The 14,974-nt window shown below is 40.3% G+C and carries 14 protein-coding genes and 1 pseudogene; 10 read left to right on the top strand and 5 right to left on the bottom strand.

Features of this window, described 5'->3' with window-relative positions; translation table 11 throughout:
* The first annotated feature begins 135 nt into the window (after positions 1–135).
* The 6 genes and pseudogenes from ACR5KR_RS12115 (at position 136) to ACR5KR_RS12090 (ending at position 5,070) form a co-directional block, all read left to right on the top strand.
* Complete coding sequence (locus ACR5KR_RS12115) at positions 136–465, top strand: hypothetical protein (RefSeq protein ID WP_445626318.1); 330 nt, start codon at positions 136–138, stop codon at positions 463–465.
* Between the two features lie 72 nt (positions 466–537).
* The gene (locus tag ACR5KR_RS12110; protein ID WP_445626319.1) at positions 538–1,086 is read left to right on the top strand and encodes a GIY-YIG nuclease family protein; all 549 of its coding nucleotides are present in this window, start codon (positions 538–540) and stop codon (positions 1,084–1,086) included.
* A gap of 48 nt (positions 1,087–1,134) precedes the next feature.
* Positions 1,135–2,592, top strand: a complete 1,458-nt coding sequence (locus ACR5KR_RS12105; protein ID WP_445626320.1) for a protein kinase domain-containing protein — start codon at positions 1,135–1,137, stop codon at positions 2,590–2,592.
* A gap of 684 nt (positions 2,593–3,276) precedes the next feature.
* On the top strand, positions 3,277–3,636 hold the full coding sequence (locus ACR5KR_RS12100; RefSeq protein ID WP_445626321.1) for a Mo-dependent nitrogenase C-terminal domain-containing protein: 360 nt from the start codon (positions 3,277–3,279) through the stop codon (positions 3,634–3,636).
* Positions 3,637–3,657: 21 nt separating this feature from the next.
* A pseudogene (locus tag ACR5KR_RS12095) lies at positions 3,658–3,889 on the top strand (cupin domain-containing protein).
* 434 nt (positions 3,890–4,323) lie between these two features.
* Positions 4,324–5,070 (top strand): creatininase family protein, encoded by a 747-nt coding sequence (locus tag ACR5KR_RS12090; protein WP_448266700.1) that lies wholly within the window; start codon positions 4,324–4,326, stop codon positions 5,068–5,070.
* Positions 5,071–5,282: 212 nt separating this feature from the next.
* On the opposite strand, the gene ACR5KR_RS12085 is transcribed toward ACR5KR_RS12090, so the two are convergent.
* Positions 5,283–5,834, bottom strand: a complete 552-nt coding sequence (locus ACR5KR_RS12085) for a Uma2 family endonuclease (protein WP_448266699.1) — start codon at positions 5,832–5,834, stop codon at positions 5,283–5,285.
* 175 nt (positions 5,835–6,009) lie between these two features.
* Between ACR5KR_RS12085 and ACR5KR_RS12080 the strand changes: the two genes are divergently transcribed.
* Entirely contained in the window at positions 6,010–6,576 is a 567-nt protein-coding gene (locus ACR5KR_RS12080; RefSeq protein ID WP_445626324.1) for a hypothetical protein, read from the top strand.
* A 311-nt stretch (positions 6,577–6,887) separates the two neighbouring features.
* Here ACR5KR_RS12080 and ACR5KR_RS12075 read toward each other — a convergent pair whose 3' ends face one another.
* The 4 genes from ACR5KR_RS12075 to rimI form a co-directional block, all read right to left on the bottom strand.
* On the bottom strand, positions 6,888–7,091 hold the full coding sequence (locus ACR5KR_RS12075; protein ID WP_448266698.1) for a DUF1902 domain-containing protein: 204 nt from the start codon (positions 7,089–7,091) through the stop codon (positions 6,888–6,890).
* Positions 7,092–7,137: 46 nt separating this feature from the next.
* Positions 7,138–7,758 carry an SMI1/KNR4 family protein gene (locus ACR5KR_RS12070; RefSeq protein WP_448266697.1) on the bottom strand — a complete coding sequence of 207 codons (621 nt, stop codon included), beginning with the start codon at positions 7,756–7,758 and terminating at the stop codon, positions 7,138–7,140.
* 142 nt (positions 7,759–7,900) lie between these two features.
* Positions 7,901–10,369, bottom strand: coding sequence for an ATP-dependent Clp protease ATP-binding subunit (locus ACR5KR_RS12065; protein WP_322695365.1), 2,469 nt, complete (start codon positions 10,367–10,369; stop codon positions 7,901–7,903).
* Positions 10,370–10,935: 566 nt separating this feature from the next.
* Positions 10,936–11,487 (bottom strand): ribosomal protein S18-alanine N-acetyltransferase, encoded by a 552-nt coding sequence (gene rimI, locus ACR5KR_RS12060; protein ID WP_448266696.1) that lies wholly within the window; start codon positions 11,485–11,487, stop codon positions 10,936–10,938.
* Positions 11,488–11,579: 92 nt separating this feature from the next.
* Here rimI and lysA point away from each other — a divergent pair, with 92 nt between their 5' ends.
* The 3 genes from lysA (at position 11,580) to ACR5KR_RS12045 (ending at position 14,818) form a co-directional block, all read left to right on the top strand.
* Complete coding sequence (gene lysA / locus ACR5KR_RS12055; RefSeq protein ID WP_448266695.1) at positions 11,580–12,977, top strand: diaminopimelate decarboxylase; 1,398 nt, start codon at positions 11,580–11,582, stop codon at positions 12,975–12,977.
* Positions 12,978–13,148: 171 nt separating this feature from the next.
* Positions 13,149–14,072 (top strand): diadenylate cyclase CdaA, encoded by a 924-nt coding sequence (gene cdaA, locus ACR5KR_RS12050; protein WP_322695362.1) that lies wholly within the window; start codon positions 13,149–13,151, stop codon positions 14,070–14,072.
* Entirely contained in the window at positions 14,069–14,818 is a 750-nt protein-coding gene (locus ACR5KR_RS12045; RefSeq protein ID WP_448266694.1) for an isoprenyl transferase, read from the top strand. Before cdaA ends, ACR5KR_RS12045 begins: the two co-directional genes overlap by 4 nt.
* The last annotated feature ends 156 nt before the right edge of the window (positions 14,819–14,974 follow it).

The raw sequence follows: 14,974 nt of genomic DNA, 5'->3' as shown, positions 1-14,974 counted from the left end.
AAAGTGGTTATTTTTAACCAAGTTTATCTGCACAAGAAGGTAGGCTTCGTTGCACATCACATTTGGATGATGTGTAACATGTTGCTTATCCTCTATCATCACTTAGTCGTTAATAACTAGTTATTAATACAGAAAATGGCCCTTAAAATTGTTCAGAACTTTGATGGAAGTTTTACTCTTGAAGCACAAGCTCAAGAAACTCTATTCAATTTATTGACAAGCGTTGCTTTCTTGAATCAAATTTGCCAACAGTTGGAGTGTGAGCAACTTAATTTTACAAAATTACTTTTCCAACCAGTTCCTTATAGCTTAACTACTACTAAAGGAATGCCAGCAGAATTTGAAAAATATCATGAATCTGATGAGTATGTCATCATTAATGTGCCACCAAATTTCATGTTCAGTGCTAAAATTTTTAAACCCAGCCGCCTTTGTGCAATTTACCAAAAATTAAGTAATGAATAATTTTAAAGATAATTTTTTTCTAATTCGCAATTTTCAATCCTGAAGGCAAATAATAAGTTTGATATTTGATGTATGGCTTCTGAAACAAATCTTTCTTCTTTGGCAACTCTGGAATATATACCTTATATAGACGATCGCGGCCAATTACCCGAACAATTTCAGGGTAAAATCGGTGTATATGCGATCTTTGACCAAGAAAAAGTGCTGCAATTTGTAGGATACTCTCGTGATGTTTACCTCAGCCTCAAACAGCATTTAGTTCGTCAGCCACAGCAATGCTATTGGGTCAAAGTTCAAACTATTGAACGCCCTAGTCGCACAATTTTAGAAAATACTGAAAATGCTTGGATTGCTGAAAATGGCAGTGTGCCTTGGGGTAATGGGGATCAAAAGGAAAAATGGACTCATCCCATTGATGTCAAAGTTGCAATGACAGTTGAAGAACAGGCAAAATATGAAAATCCAGCTAATGATGAATTAGCACAAATAAAAGTTCTTAAAAATGTGGCACGCAGAGTAGAAGCAGAAATTTCAACGCAATTGTTAGAAGTGCGCGGTTTGCAAATGCAAATTCGCTTCAATCCTAAATTGAAAGAAGAAGGTTTACTAGATTTGAAATGAAGGTAGTTTTGGGGAAAACTATCTTATGAATATCGCTTGTAATCTCCCATGACAATACAGCTGCTAAACGATCGCTATCAAGTTATCCGCACACTGGGTGCTGGTGGGTTTGGTGAAACCTATCTAGCTGAAGACACCTATATGCCTTCAAAGCGCCATTGTGTGGTTAAACAGCTAAGACCGATTCACAACAATCCCCAAATTTACCAGTTAGTACAAGAGAGGTTTCAACGCGAAGCAGCTATTTTAGAAGAACTCGGTGGCACAAATGACCAAATTCCGGCATTATATGCTTACTTCTCTTCTGGTGGACAATTTTACTTAGTTCAAGAATGGGTTGAAGGGGATACCTTAACCGCAAAAGTCCAGAAGCAGGGGCTATTTAGTGAAGGCGGTGTCCAGGAATTGTTTATGAATTTATTACCTGTCCTGGATTACGTTCACTCTAAGCATATCGTTCACCGCGATATTAAGCCAGATAACATTATTGTGCGTCATCGGGATGCTAAACCAGTGCTGATTGATTTTGGTGCTGTGCGGGAGTCAATGGGAACAGTAGTAAATTCTCAAGGTAATCCTACTAGTTCCATTGTGATTGGTACACCTGGCTATATGCCGAGCGAACAAGCCGCAGGTAGACCAGTTTATTCTAGTGATTTATACAGTTTAGGAATGACGGTAATTTATTTGCTGACTGGTAAACAGGCGCAACAACTAGAAACCGATTCTCAAACGGGTGAAATTGTCTGGCGGCAATATGCCAGTCATGTTAGCCCAATTATGGCAAGAGTAATCGATCGGGCGATCGCTTATCATCCACGCGATCGCTATCCCACAGCTAGAGCAATGCTGGATTCTTTGCAGAGCATAGCAAATCCAATTCCACCGACGCAACCCCTGTTGACTCAACCAACTATAGTCTCTGCACCGCCACCTCAGACAGCACCTGTCAAACCACAGCCTAGCCCTCAAAGTAGTCATAGTCAGAATAATATTCTCATGGGCAGTTTGATTGTAGGTGGGTTAATTGGTGCATCTGTGATTATTAGTCAAGTGTTATCCAAATCTTCTCAACCTACAGCAGACAAAACGGTATTACCTTCAGAAACACCGTCAAATGTTACAAGTCCAGTGATAGAAACTCCCACATTGACACCAACGACCCCATCTGTTCCAACTCAATCATCTTCCTCAACTACATCAATACCACCTGTTGATAGCACGAGCAACAATTATTTCTGGCTTTCTCAAAGACTTGTAACTGATGCAGATTTGGATGGTAAAAGCGGTTTTGAACTCGATATTATGCGAAATTCGATTTTTGCCAGTCATGGTCGCCGTTTTGATAATATTGAATTGCAAAATTACTTTAATAACCAACTTTGGTATCGTCCTATATATTCACCAAAGACATTTCCAGTTAAATCGCTCACAAAATTAGAGCAACAGAATGTAGAATATATCAGTAAATATCAGGTTAATACTGGGTTAAGACATTTTAAATAATTAAGTTTTTCATCATCAGGGAGTGAGGACTGAGGAGAATAACCAATACTTTTCTACCAAGGCTGTGCTAACGGCTAAATCTCACTGTGAGTAGTTAGACAAAGTGGATTATAAAAACTGGAGAATTCTTCAGTACAAATGCTCTTTAGATTTGTATAAATAATTGCATTAATTTTGGCTTATCAATCGATTTATCATTACTTATTAGATAATATTTAGGTTAGCTGGTGTAGCATATCAGACAAAATGAAGGATATTCAATACCCTAAAATCGAAAGATATTAGGGGCTAATCCTAGCGAAATGTATGTGGGGTCAGAACAAAACTGTGTTTGTGTGCCATAAACTACATCTTTAGATACTAGTCAGTTTCCGAACCAGGCATTTATATTTAATATATAAAATTGCTATTTTTAAGATTAGAAATCCATAAGTTAAAGAAATGCCATTTTTATATTTTCTTTGTTATTTTGTATTTAACGGGACAGTTCTTCATGATTTGGTGGGCTTAAATAACAATTAGCTAAACCATTTCTCTTCCCAAAGATGCATGTAAATTGTTTGCATTATGCTCACTTTGCTTCTTAATCTACAAGCACAGTGCAAATTGACTAAACATATTACATGGTGATATTGTCAATCGGCAAATAGTTCATATTCACAACGATTAACCTTGCCTAAAACTATGCTTAAAACACAGAATCAACGTATTTTTCTGTCTGCTTTTATTAAACCTTTAGAAGAAAAGAATCAAACAGTTAGTAAAAAGCAATTTGCTCAACCAAAATTAGATTTACTGCAACCATTACGTCAATGGCTTGACAAAATTGAGATTCAGAATCAGAAATTAGCTAAATTTATTGCTAAACTAATTCCCGCCCAGTGTCCTTTTGAGCGTGATGTCATGCTTTTTGGTCGCAAAATAGGACACATTCCGCCAATGTGCAAACTGAATCCGCTTTATAACGAACTTGTCTACTTGCGTTTTCGCGCTTTGTGTTATTTAGTAGATCAGTGTGGAGAGGATATTCAATCTTACTGCTGAATATAACGAGAAATAACCAATATGGAAATTAAAATTGAGCAGCAACTTAAGACTTGAATATCTCAATAAATTAGGTGTATTTAAATGGGAAATTTGGAAAAAAGAAGTTTCCAAATTCCCTTGGACTTATGATTCTCAAGAAACTTGCTATTTTTTGAAAGGTGACGTAGTTGTTACTCCTGATGGCGGAGAACCAGTGCAAATGGGTAAAGGCGATTTAGTGATTTTTCCTGCTGGTATGTACTGTACATAGGAAATTACAAGGAACGTAAAAAAGCATTATTACTTCGAGTAGTAAAAAATCAAAATTGAGCGACTTTTTTCTTGATTATCCAGAAAAGCAAAATTTCATAAATCAATTTTGATTTCTATTATGGAAACTTACCGACGAGTATCGTAGGATAAAATGGCAGAATCGGCAAATTGTTTATATCAATCTCTGTCAAAACTCGTTGCGACTCCATTATCTAAACAATATTCGTAGAAATAGATCGTCTAATTCTCTCCAAATTTGGCAGTAAACAAAGATCCCCGATTTCGCAAAAGTTGTCGGGGATTTTGTGCGATCGCCAGCAGATAAAATCTAGAGAGTTCATAATCGTGTTAGTGGGAGTTGAGTTACAGAAGATGCTATTTAGCAGCAAAAGGTTTGATCCCACCGCAATTTTATTGAGGAAAAATCATTAAATGTTACTGCATTTAAGTACTTGGCAAGAAGTTGAAGCTTATTTACAGCATTCAAAGGGGATTATTTTCCCTATTGGTTCCACAGAACAACACGGACCAACGGGGTTAATTGGTACAGATGCTATTTGTGCAGAAGCGATCGCTCGTGGTGTGGGTGATGCAACCCAAGCGATCGTTGGCCCTACAATCAACGTGGGGATGGCACTACACCATACTGCTTTTCCTGGCACAATCAGTCTGCGTCCCAGCACTTTAATTCAAGTAGTGCGAGATTATGTAACTTGTTTAGCCAAAGCTGGTTTTAGCAAATTCTACTTTATTAACGGACACGGCGGTAATATTGCTACCCTTAAAGCTGCTTTCTCCGAAACTTATGCTCATTTAGAAGATTTGCAGATTGCCAATGCTCAACAGGTGCAATGTCAAGTGGCAAACTGGTTTATGTGCGGTTCTGTATATAAGCTAGCTAAAGAATTATATGGGGATCAAGAAGGTTCTCATGCAACGCCAAGTGAAGTAGCCCTCACCCAGTACGTTTATCCAGAGGCGATTAAGCAAGCACCCCTTTCACCAGAAGTTGCAAGCGGACATCGGATTTATAGCGCTGCTGACTTTCGAGTACGTTATCCAGATGGACGTATGGGATCAAATCCGGCTTTAGCAACGCCAGAACATGGTAAACAATTTTATGATTTGGCAGTTAAAGAACTTAGCAATGGATATTTGGAATTTGTGAACGCAGAATAAAACTCATCAAAAGACATTGTAGAGATGCGAGTAAAATCGTGTCTCTGCATAAAATCTCTTGAGAAAGGTTATTAAATATCTGGTTAAATTAAATATGCGTTATCCAGAATCTTTGTAGAGATGCATTAACCTAGCAAGATAAAGCTCAGTCCAATTTTGTGTCTTTATATACTACTTGCGATTCAAAAAGATAAAAAAAGCTGTAAATTATTTTAGCTGTTAATAATTTGTTCCACTGCAACAGAAACATCTGGGAATGCAAGCGGTTGAATTATTCCTCCGGTCAATGTCAGTTTTGCCGCATACTCTCCATCTAAGATTTCTCGATACACCACCAAGTGTAACTTTTTTAGATTGACAACCCAATATTCTAAGATACCTGCTTCTGCATAGATTTTGCTTTTTGTCTCTAAATCCTTTTCTAAACTAGAGTTAGCGTACTCAATCAACCAGAAAATATTTTCTGCATAGGGATGATGCTGTCGATACTCGCGTCCTAAAGGTTGGACAATAGCAATATCTGGTTCGGGTTCCGAGTTGTTGGGTAGAGTAATTGGTTTAGCATAACGAATTTTAGCGCGTCCAGCTAATAACTTTGCTAAATAGTCACCAGCTTCACCACTACTATAAGCGTGAGGTTCTCCTTCTGGTGACATTTCGACAATTTCTCCTTTAAGTAGTTCAACTTTGCGATCGCTCAAAATGCCAGCGTCAATCATGCGGTGATATTCGTCAATCGTCCACTTAGCAACTATCACACTCATGACGATTGATTCCTCCCAATAATTCTTAATATTCTCCCATTTTAAAGGCACTTCAGGTGTAATTCAGAATAAGTCGATTGATTAAAGAGAAAGATATGCCAGAAAGCATGTGATAATACTGATACACAGGCTGAGGTAACAGCTTGGTAAGTATAAAATAGTCGAGTATGCAATTATGTTAAGAGAAATTTCGTTAGTGTTGGCGCAGTCCGCCGTAGGCATCGCTACTTTTGTTATTCCCTTGACTAGCTACACCCATAGTCAAGTAACTGCTACCACCACTAATTATCAAATTTCTCAGAATCTTAATAATCAATCAACAGGAATAACTATTGAACGTCTAGGAATAGGTGGCATAAAACTTTCTATGTCCGAAGCACAAGTCAGAAAAATTTTAGGTAAACCTGTAAAAGTAGAAAATGGCTTTATAGCTGCTATTGGTAAAGTTCGTACTCTGAAATATGCAGGCATCACAGTTGATTTAGATGAAGGTGCTAAACCAGGTAATTTTACCGTTTATCAAATCAAAGCAACTCGTTCTAAATATTCCACCATAGATGGAGTAAAAGTAGGTGACAAACAATCAAAAGTGATTAGAACCTATGGAAAAACTGAAATTTCTCAAAATGGTAAAGTTACTAATTTAAATTATATAGTTGAAAAACCCAGCCCTGGAGGTTTAAATTTTACTGTTGAGAAAGGCAAAATAACAGAAATTTTCTGTTTTTACGTGATGAATTAAGCAATTTTTACAAGAGAATGCTTTGCAATATCCAGGTCAATAGTAACGGCTTCTATTTATTTTATAGAGTTATCTTACCCCTGTATTTGAGCAACGTAGTAGATTGACCAATTTCTAAACTTGGTTCGCTGATGCGTATTTGCACTAATTACCTATAAAAGGCGATCGCTCAAAATGCCAGCCTCAATCATCTGGTGATATTCTTCAATCGTCCACTTCGCAACAATCAAACTCATGACGATTGATTCCTCCCAATAATTCTTCATATTTTTTCATTTTAAAAGCACTTTAGGTCTGATTCCGAAAAAATTTTAGGTAAACCTGTAAAAGTACAAAATGACTTTGTACGTGCTATTGGTAAAAATAAGTTCTGGAATCATGACTCGAAGCTTTTGCGTGAGAATTTCTATACTAGAAGCTTCTGTTACTAATCCTGGTACATCTGAACTAGTTGCAACCCAAACCTCAGCATCTTTATCCCAAAATGCTTGGACTTTGAACGTGATTTGTGTCATTATCAAGCTTTTTGTTGAATTTGCAACGGTTTTGCCCTAATTAAAACTATCTAATATCTTCCTCAAATCTATTATATGATATAAAAGTTTTACTTCGAGAACGAGGTTCATAAAGAGGGTCATCTTTATCAAGCATTGGCGGTACTTGCACTAGCAAGCCTGGAACTTCTTTAGCCTGTTCTCCAATGCAGAAATCGCAAATAAATTTGAAAAAGTCTCTACCAAGATAACTAATAAATCCAGAATAAAATTGTAGTGCATAAATATCATATCTTTCATCTTGTTCGCTGTAAGTTCTTAAGTCAAAAATGAAAGAAAGAAAATTATTTCCTCCACCAAATAAATAAGCGTTATCAAGCAATTCTTGAACTTTCAATGACCAAGAAAAGCTATCTTTGCAAGATTCAAGAATAATTTCATTTGAGGTTAATCCACCTTCTATATCTTCACAATTTGGAACTTCAATAAAAAACTGATTGAACCCAAATTCTCCAGAACCAAAAACTTGACAAAAATTTTTGTATTCTTGTGGAAGAGCAAAGCCAGCTTGAGATTCAAAGTTTTTGAGAGTTATTTCATTTAAAGTTGAAAGTTCAGTAGTATTATTTGAAATAACTTCTACTTGAGTAAGGAGTAATTTCCATTTACCTATGTCAATTTTATTCATGTGATATATCCTTAACAAGGAATTGAATTGTAGTTATTCTTATCAGTATGAAATTTTATTAATAATAAAAAACGGTAAAGGAATTCAACCCTTTACCGTTTTCTAATTTTTGATTCGAGACTAAAATCCCAAATTTTAAATCTTACTCAACACCTTGGGGTAACAATTCCCGACGCTGTTGAGAACTAACTTGGACAACGCCATTTTCATCCACATCAACAAGGGCTGTATCGCCATCCTTGATACGACCAGACAGAATTTCTTCTGCTAGGCTATCTTCTAACAGGCGCATAATTGCCCGACGTAATGGCCTTGCGCCGTAGCTGGGACTGTAACCTTCTTGGATCAACCGATCCTTGAAGCGATCGCTAACTTCTAAAGTGATACCCTTTTCCGTTAGACGACCAAATACTTCCTTGAGCATAATTTCGGCGATTTGGGTCACTTCTGGCTTGCTCAACTGACGGAAGACGATAATTTCATCGAGTCGGTTGAGGAACTCTGGACGGAAGTACTGCTTGAGTTCTTCGTTCACCAACGAGCGAATCCGGTTGTAAGCTGACTCGGTGACATCTTCGGCAAATTCAAAGCCGATACCGCTGCCACCTTTTTCAATTACCTTAGAACCAATATTGGAAGTTAAAATCAGCAAGGTGTTCTTGAAGTCCACCGTGCGACCTTTAGCATCAGTTAACCGACCATCTTCCAAAATTTGCAGCAGCATATTGAATACATCCGGGTGGGCTTTTTCGATTTCGTCGAACAACACCACGGTGTAAGGACGCCGCCGCACGGCTTCGGTCAGCTGACCACCTTCGTTATAACCAACATAACCTGGAGGCGAACCAATCAGCTTGCTGACGGTGTGACGCTCCATGTATTCCGACATATCTAAGCGGATCATCGCTTCTTCGGAACCGAAGAAGTAAGCAGCTAAGGACTTGGCCAACTCGGTTTTACCTACACCAGTAGGCCCGGAGAATACAAAGCTAGCTATGGGTCGGTTGGGATTCTTCAAACCAACACGAGCGCGACGAATTGCTCGTGAAACTGCTTTCACAGCTTCATCCTGACCAATTAAACGCTGATGCAAGGTGTCTTCCATATGCAGCAGCTTTTCAGATTCAGATTCGGTGAGTTTGTTCACCGGTACCCCAGTCCAAGAAGCGACAATGTGGGCAATGTCTTCTTCTGTAACTACGGGTTCTTCATGTTCAGAGCCAGTTGCATTGGTCTTGCTTTGAGCGATCGCCCGGATTTCGGCTTTGATTTCCATTTCGCGATCGCGCAATTCTCCAGCTTTGTCAAAGTCTTGAGAGCGCACTGCGTCATCTTTTTCTTTTAATATCTGACGCAGTTCTTTGTCTAACTCTTTGGCTGCGGGTGGCAATTGAGAGTTAATCAAGCGCACTCTAGAACCAGCTTCATCAACTAAGTCGATGGCTTTATCTGGGAGGTAGCGATCGCTAATGTAACGGTCTGATAATTTCGCCGCCGCTACCAAGGCTTCGTCGGAGATTTTCAGTTTGTGGTGTTGCTCGTAGCGTTCGCGCAAACCATATAAAATTTCAATTGTTTCATCAACTGTAGGTTCGCCAACCATTACTGGCTGGAAACGTCGCTCTAGCGCTGCATCTCGCTCGATGTGCTTCCGGTATTCATCCAAGGTTGTAGCGCCGATGCACTGCAACTCACCTCTAGCCAAAGCTGGCTTGAGGATATTTGCTGCGTCAATCGCACCTTCTGCTGCACCCGCACCAATTAAGGTGTGTACCTCATCAATCACGAGAATGACATTACCCGCCGAGCGGATTTCATCCATGATTTTTTTCAAGCGTTCTTCAAATTCACCCCGGTACTTGGTTCCTGCTACGAGCAAACCAATATCCAAGGTGACGACGCGTTTATCTTCCAGGATGTCAGGGACATCTTTGGTGGCAATGCGTGAAGCTAAACCTTCAGCGATCGCAGTCTTACCAACCCCTGGTTCCCCAATCAGCACTGGGTTATTTTTGGTTCGGCGACCCAATATCTGGATCACTCGCTCAATTTCCTTGGCGCGTCCTACCACCGGATCGAGCTTATTGTCTATTGCCATTTGGGTCAGGTTTGAACCAAATTCATCCAGAGTAGGAGTTTTTGTGCGCCCGGATGAACCGCCTGGTGAAACTTCAGCAGTTTCTCCCAACATCCGAATGACTTGGGTTCTTACCTTAGATAGATCCACACCGAGGTTTTCTAGCACCCTGGCTGCGACGCCTTCCCCTTCGCGGATTAGGCCCAACAGCAGATGCTCGGTGCCAATGTAGTTATGCCCCAGTTGGCGTGCTTCTTCTAGGGAAAGTTCTAAAACTCGCTTCGCCCGTGGCGTAAACGGAATTTCCACGGCAACAAAGCCCGATCCCCGTCCTATAATTTTTTCAACTTCAATTCGGGCATCTTTGAGATTGACGCCCATTGATTTCAGCACCTTAGCAGCCACTCCAGTGCCTTCGCCAATCAGACCCAGGAGGATCTGCTCGGTTCCGACAAAGTTGTGACCTAAACGGCGGGCCTCTTCTTGGGCCAGCATGATTACCTTAATGGCTTTTTCTGTGAAGCGCTCAAACATGGCTTTATCCCATCATCTGCGGTCGTGCCGGTATGCTGATTTTAGCACAGGCAAAGCTTTTGGATGCCTGTATAACAGATTATAGACATCCTGAACCTATGACTTGGGTTGATGGGCTAATTGTTAACTATTGACTACTTCTATATTGCTAGTGTACTGAGGAGCTTTAGTTTACCAGCGTTTTTGGGATTTATGATAAATAGTTGACTGTTTAGATTAAGGGTTTTTTGACTCAATCCCAAACATTTATATCTAACATATATATTTTTTAATATCAAGCAAAAATAATTAACATATGGTTTATTTATCAAAATTTCTTTTTAGATAAAATATTTAAATAAAAATAGGTGCGGCAAAGTTACATTTTTTTGCTGAAGCCGATCGCAAGCCCTAATAATTCAAAATTACTCATACCCAACTAAATAGGTAGGTACAAATAAAGCTAACTATATAACAAAATGTAAAACCTTCAAAACCCATGTAATTACTTCACTTTGCTTTGCTGCGTACCCTTCAAGAACGCCAGGGGCGAACGCAATAATATAGTTGTAAATCTTCTCGCGGACTTACTTAAAAAGCAAGTGCCAAGAAGATTTTTCGAGGCGATCGCTGACAATGGAATACCACTGGTCTAAAGTTGCTTGAAATTTCGGGTGTTGTAAATCTGGAAGCCAAAGGATTAAAGCGTCCTCATCGTTATCTTGGTAGTAACGCCGCCGCCGCCCAGCTGTTTTGAAGCCAAATTTTTGATATAAAGATATAGCCCCCAAATTGGAAGCTCGCACTTCGAGGGTAGCTCGCTCCATTTTGCGATCGCAAGCTGTCTTAATAAGTGAATATAATAAAGCCGCACCCATTCCTTGACGGTGATATTGAGGATGAACCGCCAAAATTGTAATGTGAGCTTCCTCTAAAATTGACCAAAAGCAACCCATTCCTAGCAAACTTGTGCTGGAGGAGGGAGAAAATAAACCGAGTAAATCGCTGTTGGGACTATCCAATTCTCGTTTGTAGCCCTCCAGAGTCCAAAGTCCACCAAAACAAGCTCGATCGAGTTCCAGAATAGCACTGAGATTTTCTAGTGTCAGTAATTTAATTTCTAAGTCTAATGCGATCACATTTATTGAATAACGTTACAAACCCTTTGTACACTGGGAATCGGGAAACAAACTCAAAGCCCGTAATTTGAACAAGGAAAACTTTTATAGTTATGGTATCGACTCACCCCACTGGGGTTCAACATTCTGGAAGTCAATATTTACCTCAAAGTTGGGACACCAACACAAATCCATCGCCTAATCAACAACTTTTACCCTTGACTGCCAGAGTTCATCATCATGACCTCTTAGAAATTGGTGGGTGTGATGTCACAACCCTAGTTGAGCAGTTTGGTTCACCTTTATATATTTTAGATGAAGAAACCCTACGTTCGGCTTGTCAGCAATACCGAGATGCTTTCAAGCAATACTATAAGGGCGAATCTCAAGTATTGTATGCTTCAAAAGCTTGGAATTGTTTAGCAGTTTGTGCGATCGCCGCTTCTGAGGGTCTGGGAATCGATGTAGTTTCTGGAGGCGAACTTTACACCGCCTTACAAGCTGGTGTTAGTCCCCAGAAAATTTATCTTCATGGAAATAATAAATCTCGTGAAGAATTAATTTTAGCGATCGAGTCTGGTGTTACCGTTGTGGCGGATAACTGGTATGAGTTGCATACCCTTGTGGAAATCGCCCAACCCGATCGAGCAATCCGCATTATGCTACGGTTAACTCCCGGTATTGAGTGCCACACTCACGAATATATTCGCACGGGACACTTAGATAGCAAATTCGGCTTCGATCCCAACGATTTAGATGAAGTTTTTACCTTTGTCAGTCAACAACCTGCGCTTAATTGCGTAGGAGTACACGCTCATATTGGTTCCCAAATTTTTGAGCGCCAACCGCATCAAGATTTGGCCGCCGTTATGGTTCAGTGGCTCCGAGATGCCGGGAAGTATGGTTTAAATATTACAGAGTTAAATGTTGGTGGCGGTTTAGGGATTAAATATATAGAATCAGACGATCCCCCCAGCATTGAAGAGTGGGTGAAGGCGATTTGTGAAGTAATTCAAGCAGCTTGTGCAGCCGAAAATCTGCCTTTGCCGAAATTACTTAGCGAGCCGGGGCGATCGCTAATTGCCACAGCTTGCGTCACTGCTTATACTATTGGTTCATCCAAAGTTATCCCAGAAATTCGTACCTATGTAGCGATCGATGGGGGAATGTCTGATAATCCCCGACCGATTACTTACCAATCAGTTTATCGGGCTGTAGTTGCCAATAAAATGTCTTCACCTTTAACCCAAACAGTCACAATTGCTGGTAAACATTGTGAATCAGGAGATATTCTGATTAAAAATGCTCTACTTCCAAAGACTGAACCAGGGGATATTCTCGTAGTTATGGGAACTGGTGCGTACAATTACAGTATGGCATCTAACTACAACCGCTTGCCTCGACCGGCAGCAGTCGTAGTGGCAAATGGCGAAGCAAATTTAATTTTGCAACGTGAAACTTATGAAGATTTAATTCGACAAGATCGCCTACCAGAAAGACTAAAGAAATAGTCATTTGTCCTTGGTCATTAGTCATTAGTCATTGGTCATTTGCAAATGACAAAGGACAAATGACAAAGCGCAAAGTCTGAGCGCCGGCTTCCGGCGAGCAGAACTTTGTAAGAGAGGACAAATGACAAATGACCAACTGTAAATTAGAGGCAAAAGTTTAATCCAGATGTCATGAGAGATTGGTGGAAGCAATGGCTGACAAACCTGGGGTGGTCACAGTCCTTGCTACTTGGGACTCTGGATATTGTGTTAGTGCTGGCGCTGACGTACATGATACTAGTTATTATTAGTGAGCGCCGGACACTATGGATGGTGCGGGGATTCATTATCTTAATGCTAGCCTCAGCACTCAGTGGCAGATTCGGACTACCTCTGCTAAGTTTTGTACTAGAAAAGTTGGTGATTGGTTGTGCTGTGGCGATGGCAGTTGCTCTACAGTCAGAGTTTCGGCGGTTTTTGGAGCAATTGGGGCGTGGCGAATTCCGCCAGCTGTTTCAACCTGACCGTCTGGCAATCCCCAAATCTGATAGCGTAATTGATGAAATTGTTGAGGCTGTTAAAGAATTGTCAAAAAACCGCATTGGAGCTTTACTAATTGTGGAAACCACAGGGCCAATTGATGAGCGAGATTTTTCTGTGCCAGGAGTAAAGCTAAATGCGGAAGTTTCTAAAGAACTAATCCAGACAATTTTTCAGCCGAAAACTTTGTTACACGATGGAGCGACATTGATTCGTGGCTCACGGATCGTGTCATCAGGTATAATTTTACCACTTTCGGGACGCACAGCCTCGCGCCAGCTGGGAACACGCCACCGAGCAGCAATGGGAATTACTGAGCGGGTCGAAAATTGCATTTGTGTTGTTGTCTCTGAAGAAACGGGTTCTATTTCCTTAGCGGAACGGGGAACCCTAAATAGACCGCTGACGATTAGGAAACTGAAAGAGTCATTAGAGGCTGTTTTGTCCCCAACCGTGGATAGGGAAGCAGTTGCTCCTGGTCTGTTGAGTTTTGTTCGTCGGATAGGTGGGAAGACACTAGCACTAGTTTCACGTTTACTCAGATTACCATCGACTGCTTCTCGAGATAAAAAATGACACTACAACAAACTAAACTGCAAGATTTACCTACTGATTTAAAACGAGAATTATTGCCGCAGCACGTTGCGGTGATTATGGATGGTAATGGTCGATGGGCTAAACGTCAGGGTCTACCCCGAATTATGGGTCATAAGCGAGGAGTAGATGCTCTCAAGGATTTACTTCGCTGTTGTCAGGATTGGGGAATTCAAGCGTTGACAGCTTATGCTTTTTCAACAGAGAACTGGAAAAGACCGCAGGAAGAAGTAGATTTTTTGATGACTCTGTTTCAAAGAGTTTTGCGTCAAGAACTGCGGGAAATGGTTGAAGAAAATGTTCAAATTAAGTTTGTAGGGAATTTGCAAGACCTGCCACGATCGCTCCAACAAGAAATTTCCCGTTCAATGGAAGAAACCAAAAACAATCGTGGTATCCGGTTTTCGGTGGCAACTAATTATGGCGGACGGCAAGAAATTTTACAAGCTTGTCAGGCGATCGCTAAACTTGTCCAGCAAGGTATGCTACAACCCGATGAAATTAATGAACAGGTGTTTGAGAACCACTTATACACAGCCGGAATTACTGACCCAGATTTGTTAATCCGCACAAGTGGAGAAATCCGCCTCTCAAATTTTCTTCTCTGGCAAATGGCTTATGGAGAAATTTATATTACAGATGCTCTCTGGCCTGATTTTGACCGTGCCGAATTTCATCGTGCCTTGTGTGCCTACCAGCAACGGGAGCGGCGATTTGGGAAAGTCTAAATCTGTTTACGTAATTAGACTAAGTAGGTCGGCGGAAAAATTTGTCGTTGGCATCAGACAGGAGGAAAAAGGGTTTTAGTCTAGTTTATCTTTCTTTACATGTTTGGTTTTATTGTGCCAACTTATACCAATTTTAAAAATGTTTGCGACAGATGG

The organism is Nostoc sp. DSM 114159 (assembly GCF_053470285.1).
Note: the sequence above shows the minus strand (reverse complement) of the source record. Positions and strands in the feature narration are given on the sequence as shown.